At 72.8% G+C, this 22,798-nt stretch carries 18 protein-coding genes; 8 read left to right on the plus strand and 10 right to left on the minus strand.

Annotated features, from left to right (window positions below):
* Positions 1–43: 43 nt before the first annotated feature.
* The 3 genes from PZ894_RS05210 to PZ894_RS05220 are packed head-to-tail and all read right to left on the minus strand — an operon-like array spanning position 44 to position 2,355.
* Positions 44–841 carry an NAD(P)-dependent oxidoreductase gene (locus tag PZ894_RS05210; RefSeq protein ID WP_275743116.1) on the minus strand — a complete coding sequence of 266 codons (798 nt, stop codon included), beginning with the start codon at positions 839–841 and terminating at the stop codon, positions 44–46.
* Positions 842–843: 2 nt separating this feature from the next.
* Positions 844–1,506, minus strand: a complete 663-nt coding sequence (locus PZ894_RS05215) for a biliverdin-producing heme oxygenase (protein ID WP_275743118.1) — start codon at positions 1,504–1,506, stop codon at positions 844–846.
* Between the two features lie 36 nt (positions 1,507–1,542).
* Positions 1,543–2,355, minus strand: a complete 813-nt coding sequence (locus PZ894_RS05220; protein ID WP_275743120.1) for a purine-nucleoside phosphorylase — start codon at positions 2,353–2,355, stop codon at positions 1,543–1,545.
* A 104-nt stretch (positions 2,356–2,459) separates the two neighbouring features.
* On the opposite strand from PZ894_RS05220, the gene PZ894_RS05225 reads away from it, so the two are divergent.
* The gene (locus PZ894_RS05225; RefSeq protein ID WP_275743122.1) at positions 2,460–2,843 is read left to right on the plus strand and encodes a VOC family protein; all 384 of its coding nucleotides are present in this window, start codon (positions 2,460–2,462) and stop codon (positions 2,841–2,843) included.
* Positions 2,844–2,897: 54 nt separating this feature from the next.
* Here PZ894_RS05225 and PZ894_RS05230 read toward each other — a convergent pair whose 3' ends face one another.
* Positions 2,898–3,350, minus strand: a complete 453-nt coding sequence (locus PZ894_RS05230; RefSeq protein ID WP_275743124.1) for a gamma-glutamylcyclotransferase — start codon at positions 3,348–3,350, stop codon at positions 2,898–2,900.
* A 59-nt stretch (positions 3,351–3,409) separates the two neighbouring features.
* Here PZ894_RS05230 and lpdA point away from each other — a divergent pair, with 59 nt between their 5' ends.
* The 4 genes from lpdA to PZ894_RS05250 all read left to right on the plus strand — a co-directional run bounded on the left by lpdA (position 3,410) and on the right by PZ894_RS05250 (position 8,856).
* On the plus strand, positions 3,410–4,807 hold the full coding sequence (gene lpdA, locus PZ894_RS05235) for a dihydrolipoyl dehydrogenase (protein WP_275743126.1): 1,398 nt from the start codon (positions 3,410–3,412) through the stop codon (positions 4,805–4,807).
* 90 nt (positions 4,808–4,897) lie between these two features.
* Positions 4,898–6,292 carry an NAD(P)H-quinone dehydrogenase gene (locus tag PZ894_RS05240; RefSeq protein WP_275743128.1) on the plus strand — a complete coding sequence of 465 codons (1,395 nt, stop codon included), beginning with the start codon at positions 4,898–4,900 and terminating at the stop codon, positions 6,290–6,292.
* A gap of 68 nt (positions 6,293–6,360) precedes the next feature.
* Positions 6,361–7,545 (plus strand): SpoIID/LytB domain-containing protein, encoded by a 1,185-nt coding sequence (locus tag PZ894_RS05245; RefSeq protein WP_275743130.1) that lies wholly within the window; start codon positions 6,361–6,363, stop codon positions 7,543–7,545.
* Between the two features lie 96 nt (positions 7,546–7,641).
* Complete coding sequence (locus PZ894_RS05250; RefSeq protein ID WP_275743132.1) at positions 7,642–8,856, plus strand: SpoIID/LytB domain-containing protein; 1,215 nt, start codon at positions 7,642–7,644, stop codon at positions 8,854–8,856.
* Here the strand turns inward: PZ894_RS05250 and PZ894_RS05255 are convergent.
* From PZ894_RS05255 to PZ894_RS05280, 6 genes are all read right to left on the minus strand, one after another.
* Positions 8,837–10,006 (minus strand): benzoate/H(+) symporter BenE family transporter, encoded by a 1,170-nt coding sequence (locus tag PZ894_RS05255; protein ID WP_275743134.1) that lies wholly within the window; start codon positions 10,004–10,006, stop codon positions 8,837–8,839. The genes PZ894_RS05250 and PZ894_RS05255 overlap by 20 nt on opposite strands.
* A 194-nt stretch (positions 10,007–10,200) precedes the next feature.
* Entirely contained in the window at positions 10,201–13,611 is a 3,411-nt protein-coding gene (locus PZ894_RS05260; RefSeq protein ID WP_275743135.1) for a pyruvate carboxylase, read from the minus strand.
* A 10-nt stretch (positions 13,612–13,621) separates the two neighbouring features.
* Positions 13,622–15,127: a PH domain-containing protein gene (locus PZ894_RS05265; protein ID WP_275743137.1), complete on the minus strand. Its 1,506-nt coding sequence runs from the start codon at positions 15,125–15,127 to the stop codon at positions 13,622–13,624.
* Positions 15,124–15,606: a PH domain-containing protein gene (locus tag PZ894_RS05270; RefSeq protein ID WP_275743139.1), complete on the minus strand. Its 483-nt coding sequence runs from the start codon at positions 15,604–15,606 to the stop codon at positions 15,124–15,126. The genes PZ894_RS05265 and PZ894_RS05270 overlap by 4 nt, the downstream gene beginning before the upstream one ends.
* 20 nt (positions 15,607–15,626) lie before the next feature.
* Positions 15,627–17,429 carry a biotin carboxylase N-terminal domain-containing protein gene (locus tag PZ894_RS05275; RefSeq protein ID WP_275743141.1) on the minus strand — a complete coding sequence of 601 codons (1,803 nt, stop codon included), beginning with the start codon at positions 17,427–17,429 and terminating at the stop codon, positions 15,627–15,629.
* 112 nt (positions 17,430–17,541) lie between these two features.
* The gene (locus PZ894_RS05280) at positions 17,542–19,749 is read right to left on the minus strand and encodes a hypothetical protein (protein ID WP_275743143.1); all 2,208 of its coding nucleotides are present in this window, start codon (positions 19,747–19,749) and stop codon (positions 17,542–17,544) included.
* A gap of 215 nt (positions 19,750–19,964) precedes the next feature.
* Here PZ894_RS05280 and PZ894_RS05285 point away from each other — a divergent pair, with 215 nt between their 5' ends.
* From PZ894_RS05285 to PZ894_RS05295, 3 genes are all read left to right on the plus strand, one after another.
* Positions 19,965–21,179: an acyl-CoA dehydrogenase family protein gene (locus PZ894_RS05285; RefSeq protein WP_275743145.1), complete on the plus strand. Its 1,215-nt coding sequence runs from the start codon at positions 19,965–19,967 to the stop codon at positions 21,177–21,179.
* A 72-nt stretch (positions 21,180–21,251) separates the two neighbouring features.
* Positions 21,252–22,652 (plus strand): OFA family MFS transporter, encoded by a 1,401-nt coding sequence (locus tag PZ894_RS05290; RefSeq protein WP_275743147.1) that lies wholly within the window; start codon positions 21,252–21,254, stop codon positions 22,650–22,652.
* Entirely contained in the window at positions 22,649–22,780 is a 132-nt protein-coding gene (locus PZ894_RS05295) for a hypothetical protein (RefSeq protein ID WP_275743149.1), read from the plus strand. The genes PZ894_RS05290 and PZ894_RS05295 overlap by 4 nt, the downstream gene beginning before the upstream one ends.
* Positions 22,781–22,798: the final 18 nt, after the last annotated feature.

Here is a 22,798-nt window from a genome sequence, read left to right on the forward strand (position 1 = left end):
GATAACCACCCCCGAGGTCGCTTGACTTCCCTTAGGAACTCAGTCAGCGGCGCTCGAACGCCGGGCGGTCGAAGGCCGGCGTCGCCCAGTCGCCGCCGACGTGCGCGGCCTCCGCGTCGTCGCCGGGCCGCGCCGCGATCGTGGCGGCGTGCGCCTCGGCGTCGTCCTGCGGCTCGTAGCCGAGCGCGCGCCCCGGCGCGAGGTCCCACCAGCCGCGGGTGTTGGCGGAGATCCCGTAGACCACGGCGAAGCCGGGCGCGGTCGCGGTGAGCGCGGCCTCGACCATCCGCACGCAGTCACCCGGGGAGAGCCAGGTCGCGAGCTGCCGCTGCGTCTCGGGCCGGTCGCGGAAGGACCCGATCCGGCACGCGACCGCGTCGATGCCGTGGCGGTCGGCGTACAGGCTCAGCAGCGCCTCCGCGGCGACCTTCGCCACGCCGTAGAAGGTGTCGGGTCGTGGACGCGCGTCGGCACCCACGACGTCCCGACGAGGCGTCAGGCCGACGGCGTGGTTGGACGAGGCGTAGACGATGCGGGGTACGCCGTGCTCGACCATCGCGTCGAGGAGCGCCGCGGTCGTGAGGGCGTGGGAGGTCAGCGCGGTGCCGAGGTCGGTCGACCCCGGCTCGCCGGCCAGGTGGACCACGGCGTCGAGCCGCTCCTGCGCGAACGCGGCGTCGACGGCATCGGGGTCGGCGCAGTCGAGCGTGTGCCAGGTGCCGCTCCAGCCGTCGGGCACCGGGCGGCGGTCGAGGCCGACCACGTCGTGGCCGTGGTCGGCGAGGCCGGCGGTGACGACCCGGCCGATGGTGCCGGCGGCACCGGTGACGAGGACCTTCACGGTCAGCGAGCGTACGCCTCGAGGCGCTCGCCCAGCTCGGCGAACACCTCCTGGTTGAGTCGGAACGCCATCCGGACCTCGTCGACGATCCGGGCCTGCTCCCCCGCGGTCGTGCCCAGCTCGTCGAGTCGCGCGCGGTAGCCGTCCTTGTAGATCTTCGGCTTGGCGATCTGCGCGAAGTCGTAGAACGCGATGCCCGTGCCGCCGAGGTCGAAGGTGCGGTCGAGGACGCGTCCGATGGCCTGGCCGCCGGACAGGTCGCCGAGGTACCGGGTGTAGTGGTGGGCGACCAGCAGCGCCGGCCACTCCGCGGCGGCCGCGACGAGCCGCTGCCGGTAGGCGTCGGCGGCGGGGGAGTCGACGGCGCGCGGCCCCCCGGGCGCCCAGTGGTCGAGGTCGTCGTCGAGGGCGTCCACCCGTTCGAGCGCGGTGTCGTGAACGGCGGCGACGGCCGGGTCGGCGCGGTGGGCGCGGACGGTCTCCTCCAGCGTCGCGTAGACGCCACGCAGCCGGAGGAGGTAGTCGGCGTACCCCTGCTGGTTGACGCGGCCGGCCAGCAGCTCGGCCATGAACGTCGAGTCCTCGGCAGCCTGGTGCTCCGCGCGGGAGCCCTCGCGCATGGCCGCCGACAGCCGGAGGTCGGTGGTCGGGTGGAGGGCGGTCATCGTGCTCCTGTGCTGGAGGTCGGACAGTGGGCGAGGTCAGATGCGCGGGACGACCCGTCCGAGCAGGTCGCCCATCCGCGAGGCCGCTGCCCGGCCCGCCTCGAGCACCTCCTCGTGGTTGAGCGGCTGGGTGCTGATGCCCGCGGCGAGGTTGGTGACCAGGCTGATGCCCAGCACCTCCATGCCGGCCTCGCGGGCGGCGATCGCCTCGAGGGTCGTGCTCATGCCGACGAGGTGGCCGCCGATGATGCCGGCCATCCGGACCTCGGCGGGGGTCTCGTAGTGGGGGCCGGGGAACTGGACGTAGACGCCCTCGTCGAGGCTGGGGTCCACCTCGCGGCACAGCGCGCGCAACCGGGAGCTGTAGAGGTCGGTGAGGTCGACGAACCGCGGGCCGACGATCGGGCTGCGGCCGGTGAGGTTGATGTGGTCGGAGATGAGGACCGGGGTGCCCGGCGTCCACGTGTCCTTGAGGCCACCGCACCCGTTGGTGAGCACGATGGCGCGGCAGCCCGCCCGGGCCGCCGTACGGACTCCGTGGACGACGGCCTCGACGCCCTTGCCCTCGTAGAAGTGCGTGCGGCTGAGGAACACCAGCAGGTGCCGGTCACCGGACCTGATCGAGCGGATCTTGCCGGCGTGGCCGGCGACCGCCGCGGCGCTGAAGCCCGGGAGGTCCGTGGTGTCGATCTCCGCGGTGGCCTCGCCGAGAGCGTCGACGGCCGGCAGCCACCCCGACCCGAGGACGAGGGCGACGTCGTGGCTGTCGACGCCGGTGAGCTCGGCGAGGCGAGTGGCGGCGTCCTGGGCGTGGGAGTACGGGTCGGCGGTGTCGATCGGCGCGTTCACCCGAGGGACTCTAATCGTCGGTGGGTGCGATCGATGATCCGGCGGCGTCGGTCCGCGGACCCGCCCTCACGACCAGTGTCGGTGGCCCCGGGCACGATGCCCACATGATCGATCACTTCGGCATCAACTGCGCCGACCTCGCCGCGTCGGCCGCGTTCTACGACAAGACCCTGGGGGTGCTCGGCTTCGGCCGGGTGATGGACTTCGAGGTCGCGATCGGCTACGGCCTCCCCGGCCAGCCCGACTTCTGGATCGGCACCCAGCCCGACGGCGGTCCGTCCTCCGGCCCCAACCGCGAGGTGCACGTCGCCTTCCGGGCCGAGTCGGCCGACGCCGTCCGCGCCTTCTTCGACGCCGCGGTCGCGCTCGGAGCCGAGGTGCTCCACGAGCCGCGCCTGTGGCCGGAGTACCACGAGGGCTACTTCGGCGCCTTCGTCCGCGACCCCGACGGCAACAACGTCGAGGCGGTCTGCCACACGGGCGGCTGACCTGCCGCCGTCCCGGCCGTCGAGCAGGTCACGGCCGTCGGTCCACGGGTGTCGCTACAGCCCGATCGAGCGGCAGGGGCGGTTGCGCAGCGCGGCGACGTAGTCGGCGGGCGCGTCGGCCGCCTCGGCGGCGTCGGCGAGGATGCCGAGGTACGACGCCGAGGGCAGCCCGCCCTCGTAGGCATCGAGGACGTAGGTCCACGCGACGACCGACCCGGTCATGGTCGCGACGCGGACCTTGGTCTTGCGGTAGAGGCCCGAGTCGGCGGCCTCCCAGCCGTCGAGCTGCGACTCGTCCTCGCGGGTGATGTCGTAGACCGCGACGAAGACCTGCTCCAGCGGGTCCTCGACGATCGTCGACAGGGCGCCGTCCCAGCCGTGCTCCTCACCTCCGAACGTGAGCCGCCACCCCTGCAGCCAGCCGACCGTCGAGAGCGGGGAGTGCGGCGCCCGCTCGCCCATCCGGGTGGGATCGAGGTTGGTCCCGTAGGCGGCGTAGTGGGTCACGCGAGCAGGGTAGTGGAGCGGTTCGGGGTGACCTCGCCCACGTCAGTAGGCTGACGGGCGTGAGCACCCACTTCAACACCCTCGTCCTCGGCGCCGGCCCCGGTGGGTACGTCGCCGCGATCCGCGCCGCCCAGCTCGGCCAGACCGTCGCCGTCGTCGAGGAGAAGTACTGGGGCGGCGTGTGCCTCAACGTCGGGTGCATCCCGTCGAAGGCGCTGCTGCGCAACGCGGAGATCGCGCACATCATCACGAAGGAGAAGGACACCTTCGGGATCGGCGGTGACGCCACGATGGACTTCGGCGTGACCCACAAGCGCAGCCGCGGCGTCGCCGAGGCCAGCGCCAAGGGCGTGCACTACCTGATGAAGAAGAACAAGATCACCGAGATCGACGGCTGGGGCACCATCAAGGGCACGGGTGAGGTCGAGGTCGACAAGGACGGCGACAAGACGTCCTACACGTTCGACAACCTGATCATCGCGACCGGTGCGAAGGTCCGGATGCTGCCGGGCATGCGCCAGAGCGACAACGTCGTCACCTACGAGGAGCAGATCCTCGACGACGACCTGCCGGGGAGCGTCATCATCGGCGGCTCCGGCGCGATCGGCGTCGAGTTCGCCTACGTGCTCGCCAACTTCGGCGTCGACGTCACGATCGTCGAGTTCCTCGACCGGATGGTCCCGACCGAGGACGCCGACGTCTCCAAGGAGCTGCTCAAGCAGTACAAGAAGCTCGGCGTCAAGGTCCTGCTGTCCACCAAGGTCGACTCCGTGGAGGACACCGGCAGCGGCGTGAAGGTCACCGTCAGCCCCGCCGGGGGCGGCGACGGCCAGGTGCTCGAGGCCGACCGGATGCTCGCCGCGTTCGGCTTCGCCCCGCGCGTCGAGGGCTACGGCCTCGACAACGCCGGCATCGAGCTGACCGATCGTGGCGCGATCGCGGTCGACGCCCGCGGCCGCACCAACGTCCCGAACATCTACGCGATCGGCGACGTCACCGGCAAGCTGATGCTCGCCCACACCGCCGAGGCCATGGGCGTGGTCGCCGCCGAGACGATCGCCGACGCCGAGACCGTCGAGATCAACTTCGACATGATCCCGCGCGCGACCTTCTGCCAGCCGCAGATCGCGTCGTTCGGCTACTCCGAGGCGCAGGCGAAGGAGAAGGGGTACGACGTGAAGGTCGCGACGTTCCCGTTCTCGGCCAACGGCAAGGCCCGCGGCATGGCCGAGGGGGTCGGGTTCGTGAAGATCGTGGCCGACGCGGAGTACAACGAGATCGTCGGCGCCCACATGATCGGCCCCGAGGTGACCGAGCTGCTGCCGGCGCTCACGCTGGCCCAGCAGTGGGACCTCACGGCCGACGAGGTCGCGCGGAACGTCTTCGCCCACCCCACCCTGTCGGAGGCGATGAAGGAGGCCGTCGAGGGCATCGCCGGCCACATGATCAACCTCTGAGGCGTCGGAGGACGAGGTCGAGCCGGCGGCGCGGCCGAGGAACGGGGCCGCGGTCCGACGAGTCGAGACCCGGTGACTTGAGAGGAATGCATGACTGAGCGAGTCGTCATCATCGGCGGCGGCCCCGGCGGCTACGAGGCGGCGCACGTCGCCGCGCAGCTCGGCGCCGAGGTCACGATCGTCGACACCGACGGCGTGGGTGGCTCGGCGGTCCTCACCGACTGCGTGCCGAGCAAGACGCTCATCGCCACCGCCGAGGTGATGAGCGAGCTGTCCGGCGCCGCGGAGCTCGGCGTGAACTTCCTCGACTCCGAGGGTGACGCGGCCACGTCGATCCGGGTCGACCTGGCCCGCCTGAACGCCCGGGTCAAGGGGCTCGCCGCCGAGCAGTCCTCCGACATCGAGCGACGTCTGACCCGCGACGGCGTCACGGTCGTCAAGGGGCGCGGCAGCCTGGCCGGGCCCGACCGCGTGGTCGCGCAGCTCGACGACGGCAGCGAGCAGATGCTGCGCGCCGACGCCGTGCTCATCGCGACCGGTGCCGCGCCGCGCACGCTCCCCGGCGCCCAGCCCGACGGCGAGCGCATCCTCACCTGGGAGCAGGTCTACGACCTCACCGAGGTGCCGACCGAGCTCATCGTGGTCGGATCCGGCGTAACCGGCGCCGAGTTCGCCAGCGCCTACCTCAACCTCGGCATCCCGGTCACGCTGGTCTCCAGCCGCGATCGGGTGCTGCCGGGCGAGGACGCCGACGCCGCGAAGGTGCTCGAGGACGTGCTGACCCGCCGCGGCATGAACGTGCTCTCCCGGTCGCGCATGGAGTCGGTGACCCGCGACGGCGACGTCGTGACCGTGACGCTCACCGACGGCCGGACCGTCCAGGGCTCCCACTGCATCCTGGCGCTCGGCTCGGTCCCGAACACCGACGACATGGGCCTCGAGGAGGCCGGAGTCATCCTCAAGGACGGCGGCTTCGTCAACGTCGACCGGGTCTCGCGCACCTCCGCCCGGGGCGTGTACGCCGCGGGCGACTGCACCGGCGTCCTGATGCTCGCCAGCGTCGCGGCAATGCAGGGCCGGATCGCGATGTGGCACTTCCTCGGCGACACCGTGCACCCGCTCGACCTGAAGACGGTGTCGTCGAACGTGTTCACCGCGCCCGAGATCGCCACCGTCGGCTGGTCGCAGCAGGCCGTCGACGCCGGGGAGCTCCAGGCCGAGGTCGTCACGCTCCCGCTGTCGGGCAATCCGCGCGCCAAGATGCAGGGCGTCCGCGACGGCTTCGTGAAGCTGCTGTGCCGTCCGGGCACCGGCAGCATCGTCGGCGGCGTCGTCGTCGGCCCGCGGGCGAGCGAGCTGATCCACCCCGTCTCGATCGCCGTCGCCGAGTCGCTGACCGCCGACCAGCTCGCCCAGGCCTTCACGGTCTACCCGTCGATGAGCGGCTCGCTCGCCGAGGCCGCGCGCCGGCTGCACCGCGTGTGAGGTCACGCGCAGGCGCTTGCGGCGCTCGGCTAGCCTGACCCCTCCGTCCGCTCACCCAGGAGGTCTCGATGCCGTTCCGGCGCGCCGCCGTCGCCCTGTCCGTGACCCTGGCCCTGGCCGCGACCACCGCGCCGGCGACCGCCGACCCGGCGCAGCCGGAGCGCCGCAAGCTCGAGACCGTCACGATCACGACCGTGGGGTGGGGCCACGGCAAGGGCCTCTCGCAGTACGGCGCCCGCGCCCGCGCCGAGGCCGGCCAGCGCTGGCGCGAGATCGTGCGCCACTACTACCCCGGCACGAGGTGGGGCAACTCCGGCGGCAGGATCCGGATCCAGATCTCCGGCGACACCTCGCGCGACGTCGTCGTGGTCGCGCGACCCGGCCTCAAGCTGCACGCGCTCGGCAACGACCGCACCTGGCGGCTGCGGGAGAGGGTGCACGGCAAGGAGGTCCGGGCGTGGAAGCTCCAGCCGGCCGGTCACCGCTCGAAGGTCTCCTTCAAGACGGGCCGCTGGCACCGGTGGCGCACCGTCAAGGGGGACGCCGAGTTCACCGCCGGCGGCCAGCCGATCGAGCTGAAGACCCCGGGCGGCCGCACGGCGTACCGAGGCGCCCTGCGCTCCACCTCCGTCAACGACTCGGGCAGCAAGCGCGACACCGTCAACGTGCTGCCGATCGACGCCTACCTGCGCGGTGTCGTCCCCCGCGAGGTGTTCCCGTCGTGGCCGACCCATGCGCTCCGGTCGCAGGCCGTCGCCGCGCGCACCTACGCCGCGTTCGAGCGTCGCGACAACCGGCACGACCCCTACGACCTCTGTGACACCGATGCCTGCCAGGTCTACGGCGGCGTCGCCGACGAGACGCCGCAGACGGATCGCGCCATCAAGGCGACCAGGCACAAGGTCGTCACCCGCGAGGGCCGTCCGATCTTCGCGCAGTTCTCGGCCAGCAACGGCGGTTGGAGCGTGGACGGCGGCTACCCCTACCTGCGCGCGGAGGCGGACCCGTTCGACACCGGCGTCCTCGGCGAGGATCCCGAGACCACGACGTTCGCTGCCGCGGACATCACCCGCAACTGGCCCGGCATGGGCGACCTGGTCTCGATCGCGGTGACCAGCCGCGACGGTCGGGGCCCCTACGGAGGGCGGGCCCTCGAGCTCACGGTGACTGGCACGGGCGGCACGCAGACCGTCTCGGGCGACGACTTCCGCGACTGGATGGGCCTGCGCTCGACGCTCCTGGAAATTACATAAGTGTAGTTCTCAGGTTCAGATTGCGGGGCCGATCTGGCCATGGTGCGATGTCTCGTCACATTCGCACCACGAGCCACTTCGAGCCACGGGGATCCCATGCGTCGCACGACCGCGCCCGCGCGCGCCGGCCTGCTGGTCGGCGCGCTGACCCTCGCGCTCGCCGCGATCTCCGCGGCGCCCGCGGGCGCCGCGAAGCGCGAGACGAGCGCCTGGGACGTGACCCATGCGGCCCACATCGCGATCGTCGGGCACGGCTACGGGCACGGCCACGGCATGTCGCAGTACGGCGCGGAGGGCGCCGCGCGCCAGGGTCTGACCTACCAGCAGATCGCCGAGTTCTACTACGCCGGCACGCAGTGGGGCACTGCCGTCGGGCGGGTGACCGTCCAGATCACCGCGGACTCGTCGCCGAGGGACCTCGTCGTCCGGGCCCGCAGCGGCCTGACGCTGCGCGACACCGCGGTCCGGGGGCGCTCGCCGCTGCCCGAGAACGGCGCGACCGCGTGGCGCGTCGTGACCGGCCGCGCCGGCGTCGGCAGGGTCTCCTACCTGACGGACCGGTGGCACCCGTTCGCGACCCTGCAGGGCACGGGCGAGTTCTTCGCCGGGGGCAGGCCGATCACGCTGGTCACGCCGTCCGGTGACCGCTCCTACCGGGGCCGGCTCCGCACCGCGCTCACCGGCACCGGGACGCGCGCCACCGTCAACGAGCTGCGCCTCGAGAAGTACCTGCGCGGCGTCGTGCCGCTCGAGATCCCGGCGTCCTGGAGCACCGAGGCCGTCCGGGCCCAGGCGGTCGCGGCCCGCACCTACGCGGCGTACGAACGCGCCCACCCGCGGTCCTCGGCGTACCAGATCTGCGACACGACCTCGTGCCAGGTCTACGGCGGCGTCGCTGCCGAGCACCGTGCCGCCAACCGGGCGATCCGGGACACCCGGACGCAGGTGCTGACCGTCGGCGGCGAGCCCGCGTTCACGCAGTTCGGCTCGAGCAGCGGCGGGTGGACCGCGGCGGGCTCGGTGCCCTACCTGGCCGCGCGTGAGGACCCGTACGACGGCTGGGCCGGCAACCCGGTGCACGACTGGACGCTCGTGGTCACCGACACCCGGCTCGAGCAGGCTTGGCCGGAGATCGGCGACCTCGGGCGTATCGAGGTCACCTCGCGCGACGGCAACGGCGCCTGGGGCGGTCGGGTCGGCTCGATCACGCTCACCGGCACGGGCGGCCAGGTGACCGTCAGCGGCGACACCTTCCGGTCGGCGCTGGGCCTGCGGTCGACTTGGCTGACCTTCACGATCTCGCCGCGCTGACCGCGCGCCCGAGCAGCGGCCGCAGCACGAGCCCGGCGACCAGCGCCCAGAACGCCGCGCCGATGCCGAGCACGGTCACGCCCGACGCCGCGACGATGAAGCACACCACGGCGGCCTCCCGCCCGTCCTCGTCGGCCAGGGCACCCGCGAGCGAGGACGCCAGGGTGCCGAGCAGGGCGAGGCCGGCGGCCGCCTGCATGACACCGCCGGGCGCTGCCGCCACCAGCGCGGTCAGGGCGCCGCAGCACAGCGCGAGCACGAGATACGTGGTCGACGCGGCCACGGCCGCGACCCAACGACGGCTGCGGTCCGGCCCGGCCGTCGGGCCGGCGGTCAGTGCGCCCGTGATCGCGGCGAGGTTGATCGCGTGCCCGCCGAACGGCGCGCCGACCACCGTGCCGATGCCGGTCACGCTCATGGTCTCCCGCCACGGCACGGCGTACCCGTAGCTCGAGGCGATCGCGACGCCGGGCACGTTCTGGGAGGCCATCGTCACGACGTAGAGCGGCAACGCGATGCTCACGACCGCCTGGAGCGTCCAGTGCGGCGTCGTCCAGGCCAGCGACGGCACGAGGTCCGCCGCGTCCACCGACGAGCCCGCGGTGAGCACCACGACGACCAGCGCGACGGCGAGGGAGGCCGGCACCGCCCAGCGTCGGGAGACGCGGTGCATGACCAGCCAGGTGAGCACCACGGGGCCGACGTACGCCGGGGAGTCGGCGAGCCCGGTGACCGGCTCGAGGCAGATCGGCACGAGGACGCCGGCGAGCATCGCCCGGGCGAGCGACGTCGGGATGCGCGAGACGAGGTCGCCCAGCGTCGGGACGAGGCCGGTGAGCACGATGAGCAGGCCGGTGACGACGAACGCCCCGACCGCCGCGGGCCAGCCGCCGGTCACGACGCCGGTCGAGATCAGCAGCGCCGCGCCGGGGGTCGACCAGGCGAGCGTGATCGGCGCGCGGTGCCGGATCGAGAGCCAGAGCATGCCGAGTGCCTGCGTCACGAGCAGCGTGAGGAACCCGGATGCGGCCTGCGCGGGGCTCGCGCCGACCGCGGCGAGGCCGGTGAGCACGACGACGAACGAGCTGCTGGTGCCGACGACCGCGGTGACGACCCCGGCGACGACCGGGGTGCCCTCGTGGTCGGTCACGTCCGACAACTCCCTCCGCGGCGCCACCGGGGAGGGGCGGGCGGCCCATTCGTCGACCGCGGCGGCGTACTTCTCGGGCACTGCCCGCGCTTCTCGGGTGTTGCATCGCCCCAGAAGCGCCGGAATACCCGGTGCACCGGGTATTCCGGCACCGGCGCAGCCACCCGCCCCGCCACCCGCCCCGCCACCACCGCTCAGGCCAGCACGAGCACCAGGTCGCCGCCGTCGACGGCCTGGGGGCCGCCGAGGGCGACGCGGTCGACCGTGCCGGCGACGGGGGCGGTGATGGCGGCCTCCATCTTCATGGCCTCGATCGTCGCGACCGTGTCGCCGGCGGCGACCTTGTCGCCCTCGGACACGACCACGGTCACGACGCCCTGGAACGGCGCGGCGACGTGGCCGGGCCGGGCCGGGTCGGCCTTCTCGGCGGTGGCGACCTCCGAGGCAACCGAGCGGTCTCGTACGTTGACCGGACGCAGCTGGCCGTTGACCGTCGCGAGCACCGTGCGGATGCCGCGCTCGTCGGCCTCGCTGACCGCCTGGATGCCGAAGATCAGGGTCTTGCCCTCCTCGAGCTCGACCTCGTGCTCGACCCCCTGGCGCAGTCCGTAGAGGTACTCACGGGTCGGCACCACCGACAGGTCGCCGTAGGTCGCGCGCGACTCCGCGAAGTCCCTCGTCGGCCCCGGAAAGAGGAGCTCGTTGAGCATCCGGCGACGGACGGGGTTGGTGGCACCGCGCTCGCCGGCGAGCGCCTCCCGCTGGTCGGCGGTGAGCTCCTCGACGGGGGGCTTGTGCTTGCGGCCCTCGAGCGCGCGGGTGCGGAAGGGCTCCGGCCACCCACCGGGCGGGTCGCCGAGCTCGCCGTTGAGGAAGCCGATGACCGAGTCGGGGATGTCGAACCTGCCCGGGTCCTCGGCGAACTCGGCCGGGTCGGCACCGACGGCGACCAGGTGCAGGGCCAGGTCGCCGATGACCTTCGAGGAGGGAGTCACCTTCGGGACGTTGCCGAGGATGTCGTTCGCGGCGGCGTACATGTCCTCGATCTGCTCGAACTTCTCCCCGAGGCCGAGGGCGATCGCCTGCTGGCGCAGGTTGGAGAGCTGGCCGCCCGGGATCTCGTGGCGGTAGACGCGTCCGGTCGGCGACGGCAGGCCGGACTCGAACGGCGCGTAGACCCGCCGGGTCGCCTCCCAGTAGGGCTCGAGCGCGTTGACGGCGGCCAGCGCGAGGCCGGTCTCGCGCGCGCCGTGGTCGGTGGCGGAGACCAGCGCCGACAGCGGCGGCTGCGAGGTGGTGCCGGCCATCGAGGCGGCGGCGGCGTCGACGGCGTCGACGCCCGCGTCGATCGCGGCGAGCAGCGTCGCGAGCTGGCCGCCGGCGGTGTCGTGGGTGTGCAGGTGGACGGGCAGGTCGAAGCGTTCGCGCAGCGCGGTGACGAGCGTCCGCGCGGCGGGTGCCCGTAGCAGGCCTGCCATGTCCTTGATCGCGAGCACGTGGGCGCCCGCCTCGACGATCCGGTCGGCGAGCCGTAGGTAGTAGTCGAGCGTGTAGAGCCGCTCGTCGGGATCCGACAGGTCGCCGGTGTAGCAGAGCGCGACCTCCGCGACCGCGGTGCCGGTCGCACGCACCGCCTGGATCGCGGGCAGCATCTGCTCGACGTCGTTGAGCGCGTCGAAGACGCGGAAGACGTCGATGCCGGTGGCCGCCGCCTCCTCGACGAAGGCGGTGGTGACGTCGGTCGGGTACGGCGTGTAGCCGACCGTGTTGCGGCCGCGCAGCAGCATCTGCAGGCAGATGTTCGGCACCGCCTGGCGCAGCGCGGCCAGGCGCTCCCACGGGTCCTCGGAGAGGAACCGCAGCGCCACGTCGTACGTCGCGCCGCCCCAGCACTCCAGCGACCACAGCTCCGGCGTGGTCCGGGCGACGTGGCCGGCGACCGCCAGCAGGTCGCGGGTGCGGACCCTGGTCGCCAGCAGCGACTGGTGCGCGTCGCGGAACGTCGTATCGGTGACCGCGACGTCGCTCTGCGCGCGGAGCCGGCGAGCGAACTCCGCCGGCCCGACCTCGAGCAGCAGCTGCCGCGTGCCGTCGGGAGCGGGCAGGTCGAGGTCGACGGACGGGAGCTTCGCGACCGGGTCGAGGCTCACCGGCGCCGCGCCGTACGGCTGGTTGACGGTGACGTCGGCGAGGTAGCTGAGCAGCTTGCTGCCGCGGTCGCCCGACCCGCGGGCCTGCAGCAGCTGCGGGTGGGTCTCGATGAACGACGTGGTCACGCGGCCGCCCGCGAAGTCGGGGTCGGCGAGCACGGCCTGGAGGAACGGGATGTTGGTGGACACGCCGCGGATGCGGAACTCGGCGACGGCGCGGCGGGCCTTCTCGACCGCCTTGTCGAAGGTGCGGCCGCGGCAGGTGAGCTTGGCCAGCATCGAGTCGAAGTGAGCGGAGACCTCGGCGCCGGTGTACGTCGTGCCGCCGTCGAGGCGGACCCCGCCGCCGCCGGGGGAGCGGTACGTCGTGATCACGCCGGTGTCAGGGCGGAAGTTGTTGGCCGGGTCCTCGGTGGTGATGCGGCACTGCAGCGCGGCACCGCGCAGCTGGACGGTGTCCTGGGCGAGACCGAGGTCGTCGAGCGTCTCGCCCGCGGCGATCCGTAGCTGCGACTGCACGAGGTCGACGTCGGTGACCTCCTCGGTCACGGTGTGCTCGACCTGGATGCGCGGGTTCATCTCGATGAAGACGTAGTTGCCCTGCGGGTCGAGCAGGAACTCGACGGTGCCGGCGTTGCGGTAGCCGATCTCGCGGGCGAAGCGCACGGCGTCGGCGCAGATCCGATCGCGGAGCCCGGGGTCGAGGTTGGGCGCCGGCGCGATCTCGACGACCTTCTGGTGGCGCCGCTGCACCGAGCAGTCGCGCTCGAAGAGGTGGATGACCTCCCCGGTGCCGTCGGCCAGGATCTGCACCTCGATGTGGCGCGGGTCGACCACGGCCTGCTCGATGAAGACGGTCGGGTCGCCGAAGGCGCCCTCCGCCTCTCGCATGCAGGTCTCGACGGCCTCCCGCAGGTGGGCCCCGTCGACGCCACCGTCGTCGACCCTCCGCATGCCGCGACCACCGCCACCGGCGACCGCCTTCACGAACAGCGGGTACGGCAGCTCGCTCGCCGCCGCGACCAGCGCGTCGACGTCGGTGGACGGGTCGACGCTCGCGAGCGTCGGGACGCCGGCCGCCCGCGCCGCGGCGATCGCCCGCGCCTTGTTGCCGGTCAGCTCGAGCACCTCGGACGTCGGCCCGACGAAGGTGATGCCCGCGTTGGCGCACGCCTCGGCGAGCGCCGGGTTCTCGGACAGGAACCCGTAGCCCGGATAGACGGCGTCGGCGCCCGCCCGCAGCGCGACGGCGACGATCCCCTCGGGGTCCAGGTAGGCGCGCACCGGGTGGCCGCGCTCACCGATCTCGTAGGCCTCGTCGGCCTTGAGCCGGTGCTCGGACCACCGGTCCTCGTGGGGGAACACGGCCACCGTGCGCGCGCCGAGCTCGTACGCCGCGCGGAGTGCCCGGATCGCGATCTCGCCGCGGTTGGCGACCAGCACCTTGGAGAACATGGCGGACACGCTATAAGCCGGACCGGCCCGGCGCCGTCGCCCCCGCGTGCGGCGAGACGACGAACTGGCGCACGAGCTCCGGCATGGAGTCGTGGGCGAGCGCCACCGCCGCGTCGACAGGTACGTCGAGCACGGTGACGGCCTGCGGACCGCCGGCCGTCGTCGCGACGAGCGTCGTGAGGCCGGCGCGGCGCTGGAACCACGACGAGCGCAGGTTCCAGCCGATCACGCCCGGCACGGCCAGCGCCTCCCGGCGCCGGGCCAGGCTGCCCGAGCGCGCGACCAGGTGGCCGTCGGCCAGCGCGTGGCCCAGCGCGTGGGCCCGGTCGCGGGCCAGCAGGCAGGCGGCCGGCAGCGCGACCAGCGTGGCCAGCCACCACGGGGCCAGCACGCCGACGCCGACCAGCAGCGCCACCACGCCCACCACCAGGACCGTCGGGCCGAGCGCGCGGGTGTAGCGGCGGCCGCGGGCGCGCGGGCCGTGCGAGGTGAGTGGCACCGTCAGCGGTGCCGCGGTGCCGAGGACCTCGGCCGCCACCTGGTCGACGACGGGCCGCGGACACGGCGGGGCCAGCAGGGCGCTGCCGGACTCGCTGCGGTCCAGGCCGGTGACGATCGCGGAGACCCGCGCACCCCGCGCCAGGCGCAGCCCGAGCGGATCGGCGACGCTGACTCCGCTGACCCGCTCGTCGTCGACGGTGGTCTCCCGGGTGGTGAGCAGGCCGCGGCGCAGGTGCCACGCGCCCCGCCGGCTGGGTCCGGTGTGGGTGAGGGTGAAGCCCCAGTTCGCCACGACGTACCCGCCGATGGCCAGTGCCGAGACCACGACCAGCAGCACCACCAGGCCGACCGGGATCGCCAGCCAGACCGACCACCCGGACGTGCCGTCGACGAGGCCCTCGGCGTCGAGGTCGTCGAAGCCGCCGACCGAGCTGGTCGCCTGGGCGGCGAGGCCCAGTGCACCGCCGGCGAGCACCAGGCCGGTCGTCGTCAGCGGCGCGAACCGCACCCACGCCGGGTCGAACCGCACCACCACGCGGTCGGTCCGGACCGGCTCGTCCCCGGTCTCGTCGAGGCGGAGCAGGTCGGTGCGCAGCCGACGTGCCTGCCCGACCGGCAGCCCGTCGAGGTCGAGGTGGTCGTCGTCGTCGGTCGAGGCCGTGCCGGTGCCGATCCGCACGCTCGTCAGCCCGAGCAGCCGGTGGGTGAGGGACGCGGTGACGTCGACGGTGCGGACCCGGTCGAGCGGCGTCGACAGCAGGTGCCGGTTGACGAGTCCGCGGCGCAGCTCGACGCGGGTGTCGGTGACCCGGAAGTACGTCGTGAAGTAGCGCAGCACGCCGAGTGCGACCGGGATCGCGACGCCCAGCCCGTGCCACCAGTCGGTCCGGCCGGCGGCGGTGCCGGCGACGAAGATCGCCACCAGGGCGGGCAGGAAGCGCACCAGCTCGCGGACGGGGTAGATCAACAGCATCCGCGGATCCAGCCGCTGCCAGTCGCCCATCCGGTCCGTCATGTCGCGTCGCCGGGCACGGTGTCCGCCTGCACGGCGAGCTCGTCGACGAGCGCCAGCGCCCGGTGCCGGTCGAGGCCGACGATCTCCAGCGCCCCGGCAGCCGAGGCGGTGGTCACGGTGACCGTCGCGAGCCCGAAGAGCCGCGCGATCGCGCCCTCGGCGTGGTCGACGGTCTGGAGACGAGACATCGGCGCGATCCGCCGCTCACGCACCCACCAGCCGGTCTGGGTGTAGACCGCCGTCGCGGTGACCTCCCAGCGGTGCACCCGGTAGCGCCAGAGCGGCACGACCACGACGTACGCCGCCGCGGCGAGCGCGACGAGGACGATCACCCAGGCCGGGATCGGCAGCCAGCCGGTGGCCGGACCGGCCACGACGACGATCGCGACCAGCACGGCGGCCTCGAGCCCGGCCGAGGTCGCCCACATCAGGCGGGCCCGGGGACTGACCCGCTGGCTGGGTTCACGGAGCTCGGGCATGCGCCCGAGGCTATCGGCGATCAGTCCGCGAGCTCACAGATGACAGCGCCGTTGGCGACGGTCTGGCCGACCTCGGCCTGCAGGCCGGTGACGGTGCCGGCCTTGTGGGCCTTGAGCGGCTGCTCCATCTTCATCGCCTCGATGACGACCACCGTGTCTCCCTCGGTGACCTGCTGGCCCTCCTCGACGACGACCTTGACGACCGTGCCCTGCATCGGGCTGGTGACGGCGTCGCCGCTGGCCGCGGCGCCGGCCTTCTTGCCCCCCGCGCGCTTCGGCTTCCTGGCCGCGCCGCCACCGCCGGCCGCCGAGATCGCGCCCATGCCGCCCGGCAGGACGACCTCGAGGCGCTTGCCGCCGACCTCGACGACGACCTTCTGCCGCTCGCCGGCCTCCTCCGCCTCGGCGGTGTCGCCGGCGTAGGGCTGGATCTGGTTGTCGAAGTCGGTCTCGATCCACTGCGTGTAGACGTCGAACGAGCCCTCCGCCGGTCCTTGGCCGGCCGGGTTCGACGGACCGACGTACGCCGGGTCGCGCACGACCGCCTGGTGGAACGGGATGACCGTCGGCATGCCGTCGACGACGAACTCGTCCAGTGCGCGGCGCGAGCGTTCGAGCGCCTGGGTGCGGTCGCGACCGGTGACGATCAGCTTGGCGATCAGCGAGTCGAACGAGCCGGGGACGGTCTCGCCGTTCTCGTAGCCGCCGTCGATGCGGATGCCCGGGCCCTGCGGCGGGCTCCACGCCGACAGGGTGCCGGGGGCGGGCATGAAGTTTCGGCCGCCGTCCTCGGCGTTGATGCGGAACTCGATCGAGTGGCCGCGGATCTCCGGGTCGCCGTACCCGAGCTCCTCGCCGGCCGCGATCCGGAACATCTCCCGGACCAGGTCGATGCCGGTGACCTCCTCGGACACGCAGTGCTCGACCTGGAGGCGGGTGTTGACCTCGAGGAACGAGATCGAGCCGTCCTGGGCGACGAGGAACTCGCAGGTGCCGGCGCCGTAGTAGCCGGCCTCGCGCAGGATGCGCTTGGAGGACTCGTAGAGCTCGGTCAGCTGCGCGTCGGAGAGGAACGGCGCGGGGGCCTCCTCGACGAGCTTCTGGTTGCGGCGCTGGAGCGAGCAGTCGCGGGTGGAGACCACGACGACGTTGCCGTGCTGGTCGGCCAGGCACTGGGTCTCGACGTGCCGGGGCTTGTCGAGGAACTTCTCGACGAGGCACTCGCCGCGACCGAACGCGCCGACCGCTTCGCGCACCGCAGACTCGAAGGCGTCCGGGATCTCCTCGAGGGTGCGGGCGACCTTGAGGCCGCGGCCGCCGCCGCCGAAGACGGCCTTGATCGCGATCGGGAGGCCGTTCTCCTCCGCGAACCGCACCGCCTCGTCGGCGTCCTCGAGCGGGTCCTTGGTGCCCGGGGCCAACGGAGCGTTCGCCTTCACCGCGATGTGCTTGGCCTTGGCCTTGTCGCCCAGCGCCTCGATCGCGGCGGGCGGCGGACCGATCCAGACCAGGCCCGCGTCGAGGACGGCCTGCGCGAAGTCGGCGTTCTCGGCGAGGAAGCCGTAGCCGGGGTGCACGGAGTCGGCCCCCGACCTCTCGGCGACCGCGATGATCTTGGCGATGTCGAGGTAGGAGTCCGCCGGCGTGGCCCCGCCCAGCGAGTGCGCCTCGTCGGCCAGCCGCACGAACAGCGCGTCGCGGTCCGGCTCGGCGTAGACGGCGACGCTGCCGATGCCGGCGTCCTTGCACGCCCGGATCACCCGCACCGCGATCTCTCCGCGGTTGGCGATCAGGACCTTCTGCAACGGCTTCGTGTCCGGCACCTGCGACTCCTGCTCCGTGATTGGGAACGACAGCATCTCCGCGGGGCAGGCTATCGCCAGTGGGCGCGCGGCGGGGTGTGGCCCTTGTCGCACCGGCGGCGCGCCCGACCGGTCATCGGGGCCCGGTCATCCGATAGATCGTGACCGTCCTGCCGCGGTGCGCCTCGGTCGCGAACGGCGCGAGGTCGTCGGCATGCGGAGCGTCGGCCCAGACGACGACCCACCGGACGCCGAGGCCCCAGAGCCTTCGCGCCTGCTCGGCGTCCGGCTTCGCGATGAAGCCGTCGTTGAGTGCCAACAGGTCCTGGTCCCAGAACTGGGCATCGGCGTAGAGCGCCGACCCGTACTCCGTGTAGAGCTCCGCAGCTCGCCAGTTGTAGGTCCACCCCTCGACGAGGGACCGTCTCTCGGCGTAGGCACCGACGAAGAACCGGCGCCGGTCGCACGGGTCCGCGACCGGAGTGAGGCAGTGGTTGTTGGTCGCCACGACGTCGTCGGGATCGGAGTGGTCGCGCAGCCAGCGCAGAGCGCGAACGTCCCCGAAGCTGATCGCCATGGACGTCGGCGTGGGGTGGACCGCGGCTGCCGGCTGCTCCCAGTCGACGACCGCTTGCACGGCCGGCACCGCCGCCGCGACCGACAGGGACACGGCCGCGACCGCGATCGCACCGCGAGCCCTGGTGCGCGTGGCTCGAGCGGCCACGAGTGCGCCGAGGGCGATCAGCACGAGCAGCAGGGTGAGCGCCAGGACCGCGCGACCGACCCCCGGCACGTCCCTCCCGACCGTCAGTTGAGCGGCGGGAAGGGCGAGAATCCCGACGCCGAGACCGGCCACCACGAGCGGCCGGATCGTCCCCGCTCGCTGGAGCAGCTCGGTCGTCCCCCACGCCCCGGCCAGCGCCAGGGAAGACTTCGCGGCGAGGAAGAAGTACAGCTGGCCCGACCCCGGGACGCTGAGGAGGACCAGGGCGCCCGCTCCCGCGGCACTGGAACCGACCAGCAGCCACGTCATCGGGTCGCGCCGGGTCGTGCGGAGCACGAGCAGCGAGAGCCCGGCAAGTGCAGCGAGCAACCGGGTGAGCAGTACGAGGGCTGCTGCGACGACTCCGACGGCGCTCGCCGGGTCGACGTCATGGCCGGCGATCTGGACTCCCGCGGCCTGGGCGAAGGCCCGGCCGTAGTCGAGGGTCAGGCCCTCTCCGCTGCCGGTCACGAACCTGACGAGGACGAGGAGGACGGCGCCGATGACGAGGGTGTCCACCGCCACCACTCGCAGCCGTTCTCGGTCACGGAGGGCGAGGAGTGCCGCGACCGCCAGCAACGCGCCGGCGAGGACGACGGGGAGGGTGCTGCCCTTGGTCCCACCCGCGACCACCAACATCAGTCCGAGGGGCAGGAGGGACCAGGGGGGTGCCTCGCCCCGCCAGCGCAGGGTGAGCAGCGCGATCACGCTCACGACGAGCAGGGCGGCGAGCTGCTGGCTCGGTGAGTACGGCGTGTGCAGTGGCGTCGTGAGGGCCGCCGTTCCCCACGGAGTCACATCGGGAAGCAGGTAGGCCAGCGCGGCCGCGAGCGGCGCTGACCAGGACCGGCCGGTGAGGCGCATCGCTGCGGTCGCGAGCGCGACCGGCGCGGCGATCATGAGCAGTGCCGGGGCGAAGCGCCACAGCACGGTGTCGATCTCGGCGCCCGACACCGTCGCGATCTGAGCGCTCCATGCGTGGGAGAACCAGTGATACCTGACCGTCTCCAACCCGGCCTGCGGATAGTGCGGCGGGAAGTGGTGCATCAGCTCGCCGACGAGTGATTGGTGGAAGGGCGCGTCGACGTACGGCGCCAGCCATCCGCGCCACCGGAGCGGACTCGCGTAGACGGCGAGGACGGCGAGCATCGGCCCGACGCTGGTCGCGGCCACGGAGGCGCCCCACGCCCACGGAAGGGGGTCGCACGCCCGAGACCCGATCCTTCTCCGGGTGAGCGGGACAGCGATGAGCGCGACCGCGACGGCCACCGGTAGCGCTGCGCTGAGCCACCGCTGGCCGAGCGCGACGGCCACGACCTGGCACGGCACGGCCATGGCAGCTCCGGTGGCCAGACCCATCGCCAGGTCTTCGACGAGCCAGCCGCGCACCGGCCGGACCGACCGCCACACCAGTGCGCCAGGAAGCACCTGGGTGACCAGGACGACGAGCCCCGCGAGCGCGAGTCCGCGGTGGCCGGCGCCATGCCGAGCGGCGACCTCGAGCATCGCCAGCAGGAGCAGGACCGGGGGAGCGAGGGTGGCCACTTCGCGCCGGAGGCTGGTCTGCGGCTCTGCCATCGCGGCGAAGTATGCCATCGTCGCCGCCCGCAGCAGGGGCCCGGGCCGGCGGTGCCGGCGACCGACATCCTCGCCCGGTCCCGGCCTCGACTTCGGCCCCGACGCCCGGCCGCGATCTCGACCGACTGCCGCGCCACCTGGCCACCCCGGCACCTCGCGAGGCGGCCGGGAACCGCGGTTAACAATCGCTAACCACAGCGACTAGGCTGCCGCGCATGAGCACCCAGTCGACGTTCGGGCTGTCCCGTGAGCACGAGGAGTTCCGTCGCAGCGTCCGCGACTTCGCGGAGGCCGAGATCGCGCCGCACGCGGCGCGGTGGGACCGCGAGCACCACTTCCCGGTCGACGTCGTGCGCAAGATGGGCGCACTCGGGCTCTTCGGCCTCACCGCTCCCGAGGAGTACGGCGGGGCCGGCGAGGACGGCGACTTCACGAGCCTGTGCGTCGCGATCGAGGAGATCGGCCGCGTCGACCAGTCCCTCGGCATCACCCTCGAGGCCGCGGTCGGACTCGGCATCAACCCGATCCTCGCCTACGGCACCGACGAGCAGCGGGGGACCTGGCTGCCCGACCTCGTCGCGGGCGAGCGGCTCGCCGGCTTCGGGCTCACCGAGCCGGGCGCCGGCTCCGACGCCGGGGCGACCCGGACCCGCGCCGAGCTCGACGGCGGCGAGTGGGTCGTCAACGGGGCCAAGCAGTTCATCACCAACTCCGGCTCCGAGATCACCAGCCTCGTCACCGTGACCGCCCGCACCGGCGTGAGCTCCCCCGAGGACGGCCGCGCCGGCAAGGCCGAGATCAGCACGATCATCGTGCCGAGCGGCACGCCCGGGTTCACGGCCGAGCAGGCCTACGACAAGCTCGGCTGGCACGCCTCGGACACCCACCCGCTGACGTTCCAGGACGTCCGGGTCCCCGAGGCCCACCTGCTCGGCACCCGGGGCCGCGGCTACGCGCAGTTCCTCGCCACGCTCGACGACGGCCGGGTCGCGATCGCCGCGCTCGCGGTCGGCTGCATCCAGGCCTGCCTCGACATGAGCGTCGAGTACGCCGGCGACCGGCAGACCTTCGGCGGCCCGATCGGGCGCAAGCAGGGCGTCGCCTTCCAGATCGCCGACCTCGAGGTGATGCTGCACGCCAGCCGTCTGCTCACCTACCGCGCGGCCGCGATGAAGGACAGCCAGAGGGACGGGCGGGGCGCGCCGGTGAAGGACTTCAAGCAGGCCGCGGCCGTCGCGAAGCTCTACGCCACCGAGTCGGCCGTCACCGCCACCCGGATCGCGACGCAGGTCTTCGGCGGCTACGGCTTCATGGAGGAGTACCCGGTGGCGCGCTTCTACCGGGACGCGAAGGTGCTCGAGATCGGCGAGGGCACCTCGGAGGTGCAGCGGATGCTGATCGCGCGGGGGCTCGGACTGCCCGTGGAGTGACGCTGGAGTGACGGGGCTCACTTCGGGGTACGAGTGCCGGGGGAGCAACCCGGCCCGACTCGGAGGTGTCCTGTGGTTCCGTCCTTCCTCGCCCGCGACCGCATCGTCGCGGGACCCGGCTTCAGTCGCTGGCTGATCCCACCCGCGGCGCTGTGCGTGCACCTGTGCATCGGGCAGGCCTACGCGACGAGCGTCTACAAGACCGCGCTGGTCGAGCACTTCGACACCAGCCTCACCGCCATCGGTGTGATCTTCTCGATCGCGATCGTGATGCTCGGGCTGTCGGCGGCGGTCTGCGGCACCTGGGTCGACCACAACGGACCGCGCGCCGCGATGTTCACCGCCGCCTGCTTCTGGTCCGCCGGCTTCCTGGTGGCGGCCCTCGGGATCGGCACCGAGCAGCTCTGGCTCGTCTACCTGGGCTACGGCGTGATCGGCGGCATCGGGCTCGGCATCGGCTACATCTCGCCGGTCTCGACGCTGATCAAGTGGTTCCCCGACCGTCCCGGGCTCGCCACCGGCCTCGCCATCATGGGCTTCGGCGGCGGCGCGCTCATCGCCAGCCCGCTCAGCTCGCGGCTGATGCAGCTCTACGACCAGAGCGGGTACGACGCCACCGACCCGTCGTCGGTCGCCGACGGGCACGCGGTCACGATGCTCTTCGTCACGCTGGGGATCGTCTACTTCGCGTTCATGATGTTCGGCGCATGGACGGTGCGGGTGCCGCCCGAGGGCTGGAAGCCGGAGGGATGGGACCCGGCCGAGGTGCGCGAGAAGCGCCTCGTCACCACCGCCAGCGTGTCGGCCGGCAACGCGATCCGGACCCCGCAGTTCTGGCTGCTGTGGACGGTGCTCTTCTGCAACGTCACCGCGGGCATCGGCATCCTCGAGCAGGCGGCGCCGATGATCCAGGACTTCTTCCGTGACTCCAGCGGCGCGTCGACCGTCACCGCCACGGCGGCCGCCGGCTTCGTCGGGCTCCTGTCCCTGGCCAACATGGGCGGCCGGTTCGTGTGGTCGTCGACCTCGGACGTGGTGGGTCGCAAGCCGATCTACATGCTCTACCTCGGTGGCGGGATCGTGCTCTACCTGCTGCTCGCCACGGTGGGGGACACCGCCGTCGCGCTCTTCGTGTTGCTCGCGGCCGTCATCATCTCCTGGTACGGCGGCGGGTTCTCGACCGTCCCGGCGTACCTGCGCGACCTCTTCGGCACCTTCGAGGTCGGCGCCATCCACGGACGGCTGCTGACGGCGTGGTCCGCGGCCGGCATCGCCGGGCCGCTGATCATCAACGGCTTCCTCGACGCCCAGGGCACCCCGGGCGAGTTGACCGCCGACGCCTATCGCCCGGCACTGCTCACGATGGTCGGGGTGCTGGTGATCGGTCTCGTGGCCAATGTCCTGATCCGCGCCGTCGACCCCCGGTTCCACGAACCCGCGGCCTCCGACGACCTGGAGAGGAGCGCGACATGAGCGAGCGAAGCGACGCGAGTGCGCGCATGCGCTTGCGCATCGTCGGGGCCTGGGCCCTCGTGGGGATCCCGCTCGCGTACGGCCTCGTGGAGACGCTCCGGAAGGCCGCCGACCTGTTCACCGGTTGAGAGGTCCGCACCGGTTAG

This window comes from Nocardioides sp. YIM 152315 (assembly GCF_029210375.1).
GTDB lineage: Bacteria > Actinomycetota > Actinomycetes > Propionibacteriales > Nocardioidaceae > Nocardioides.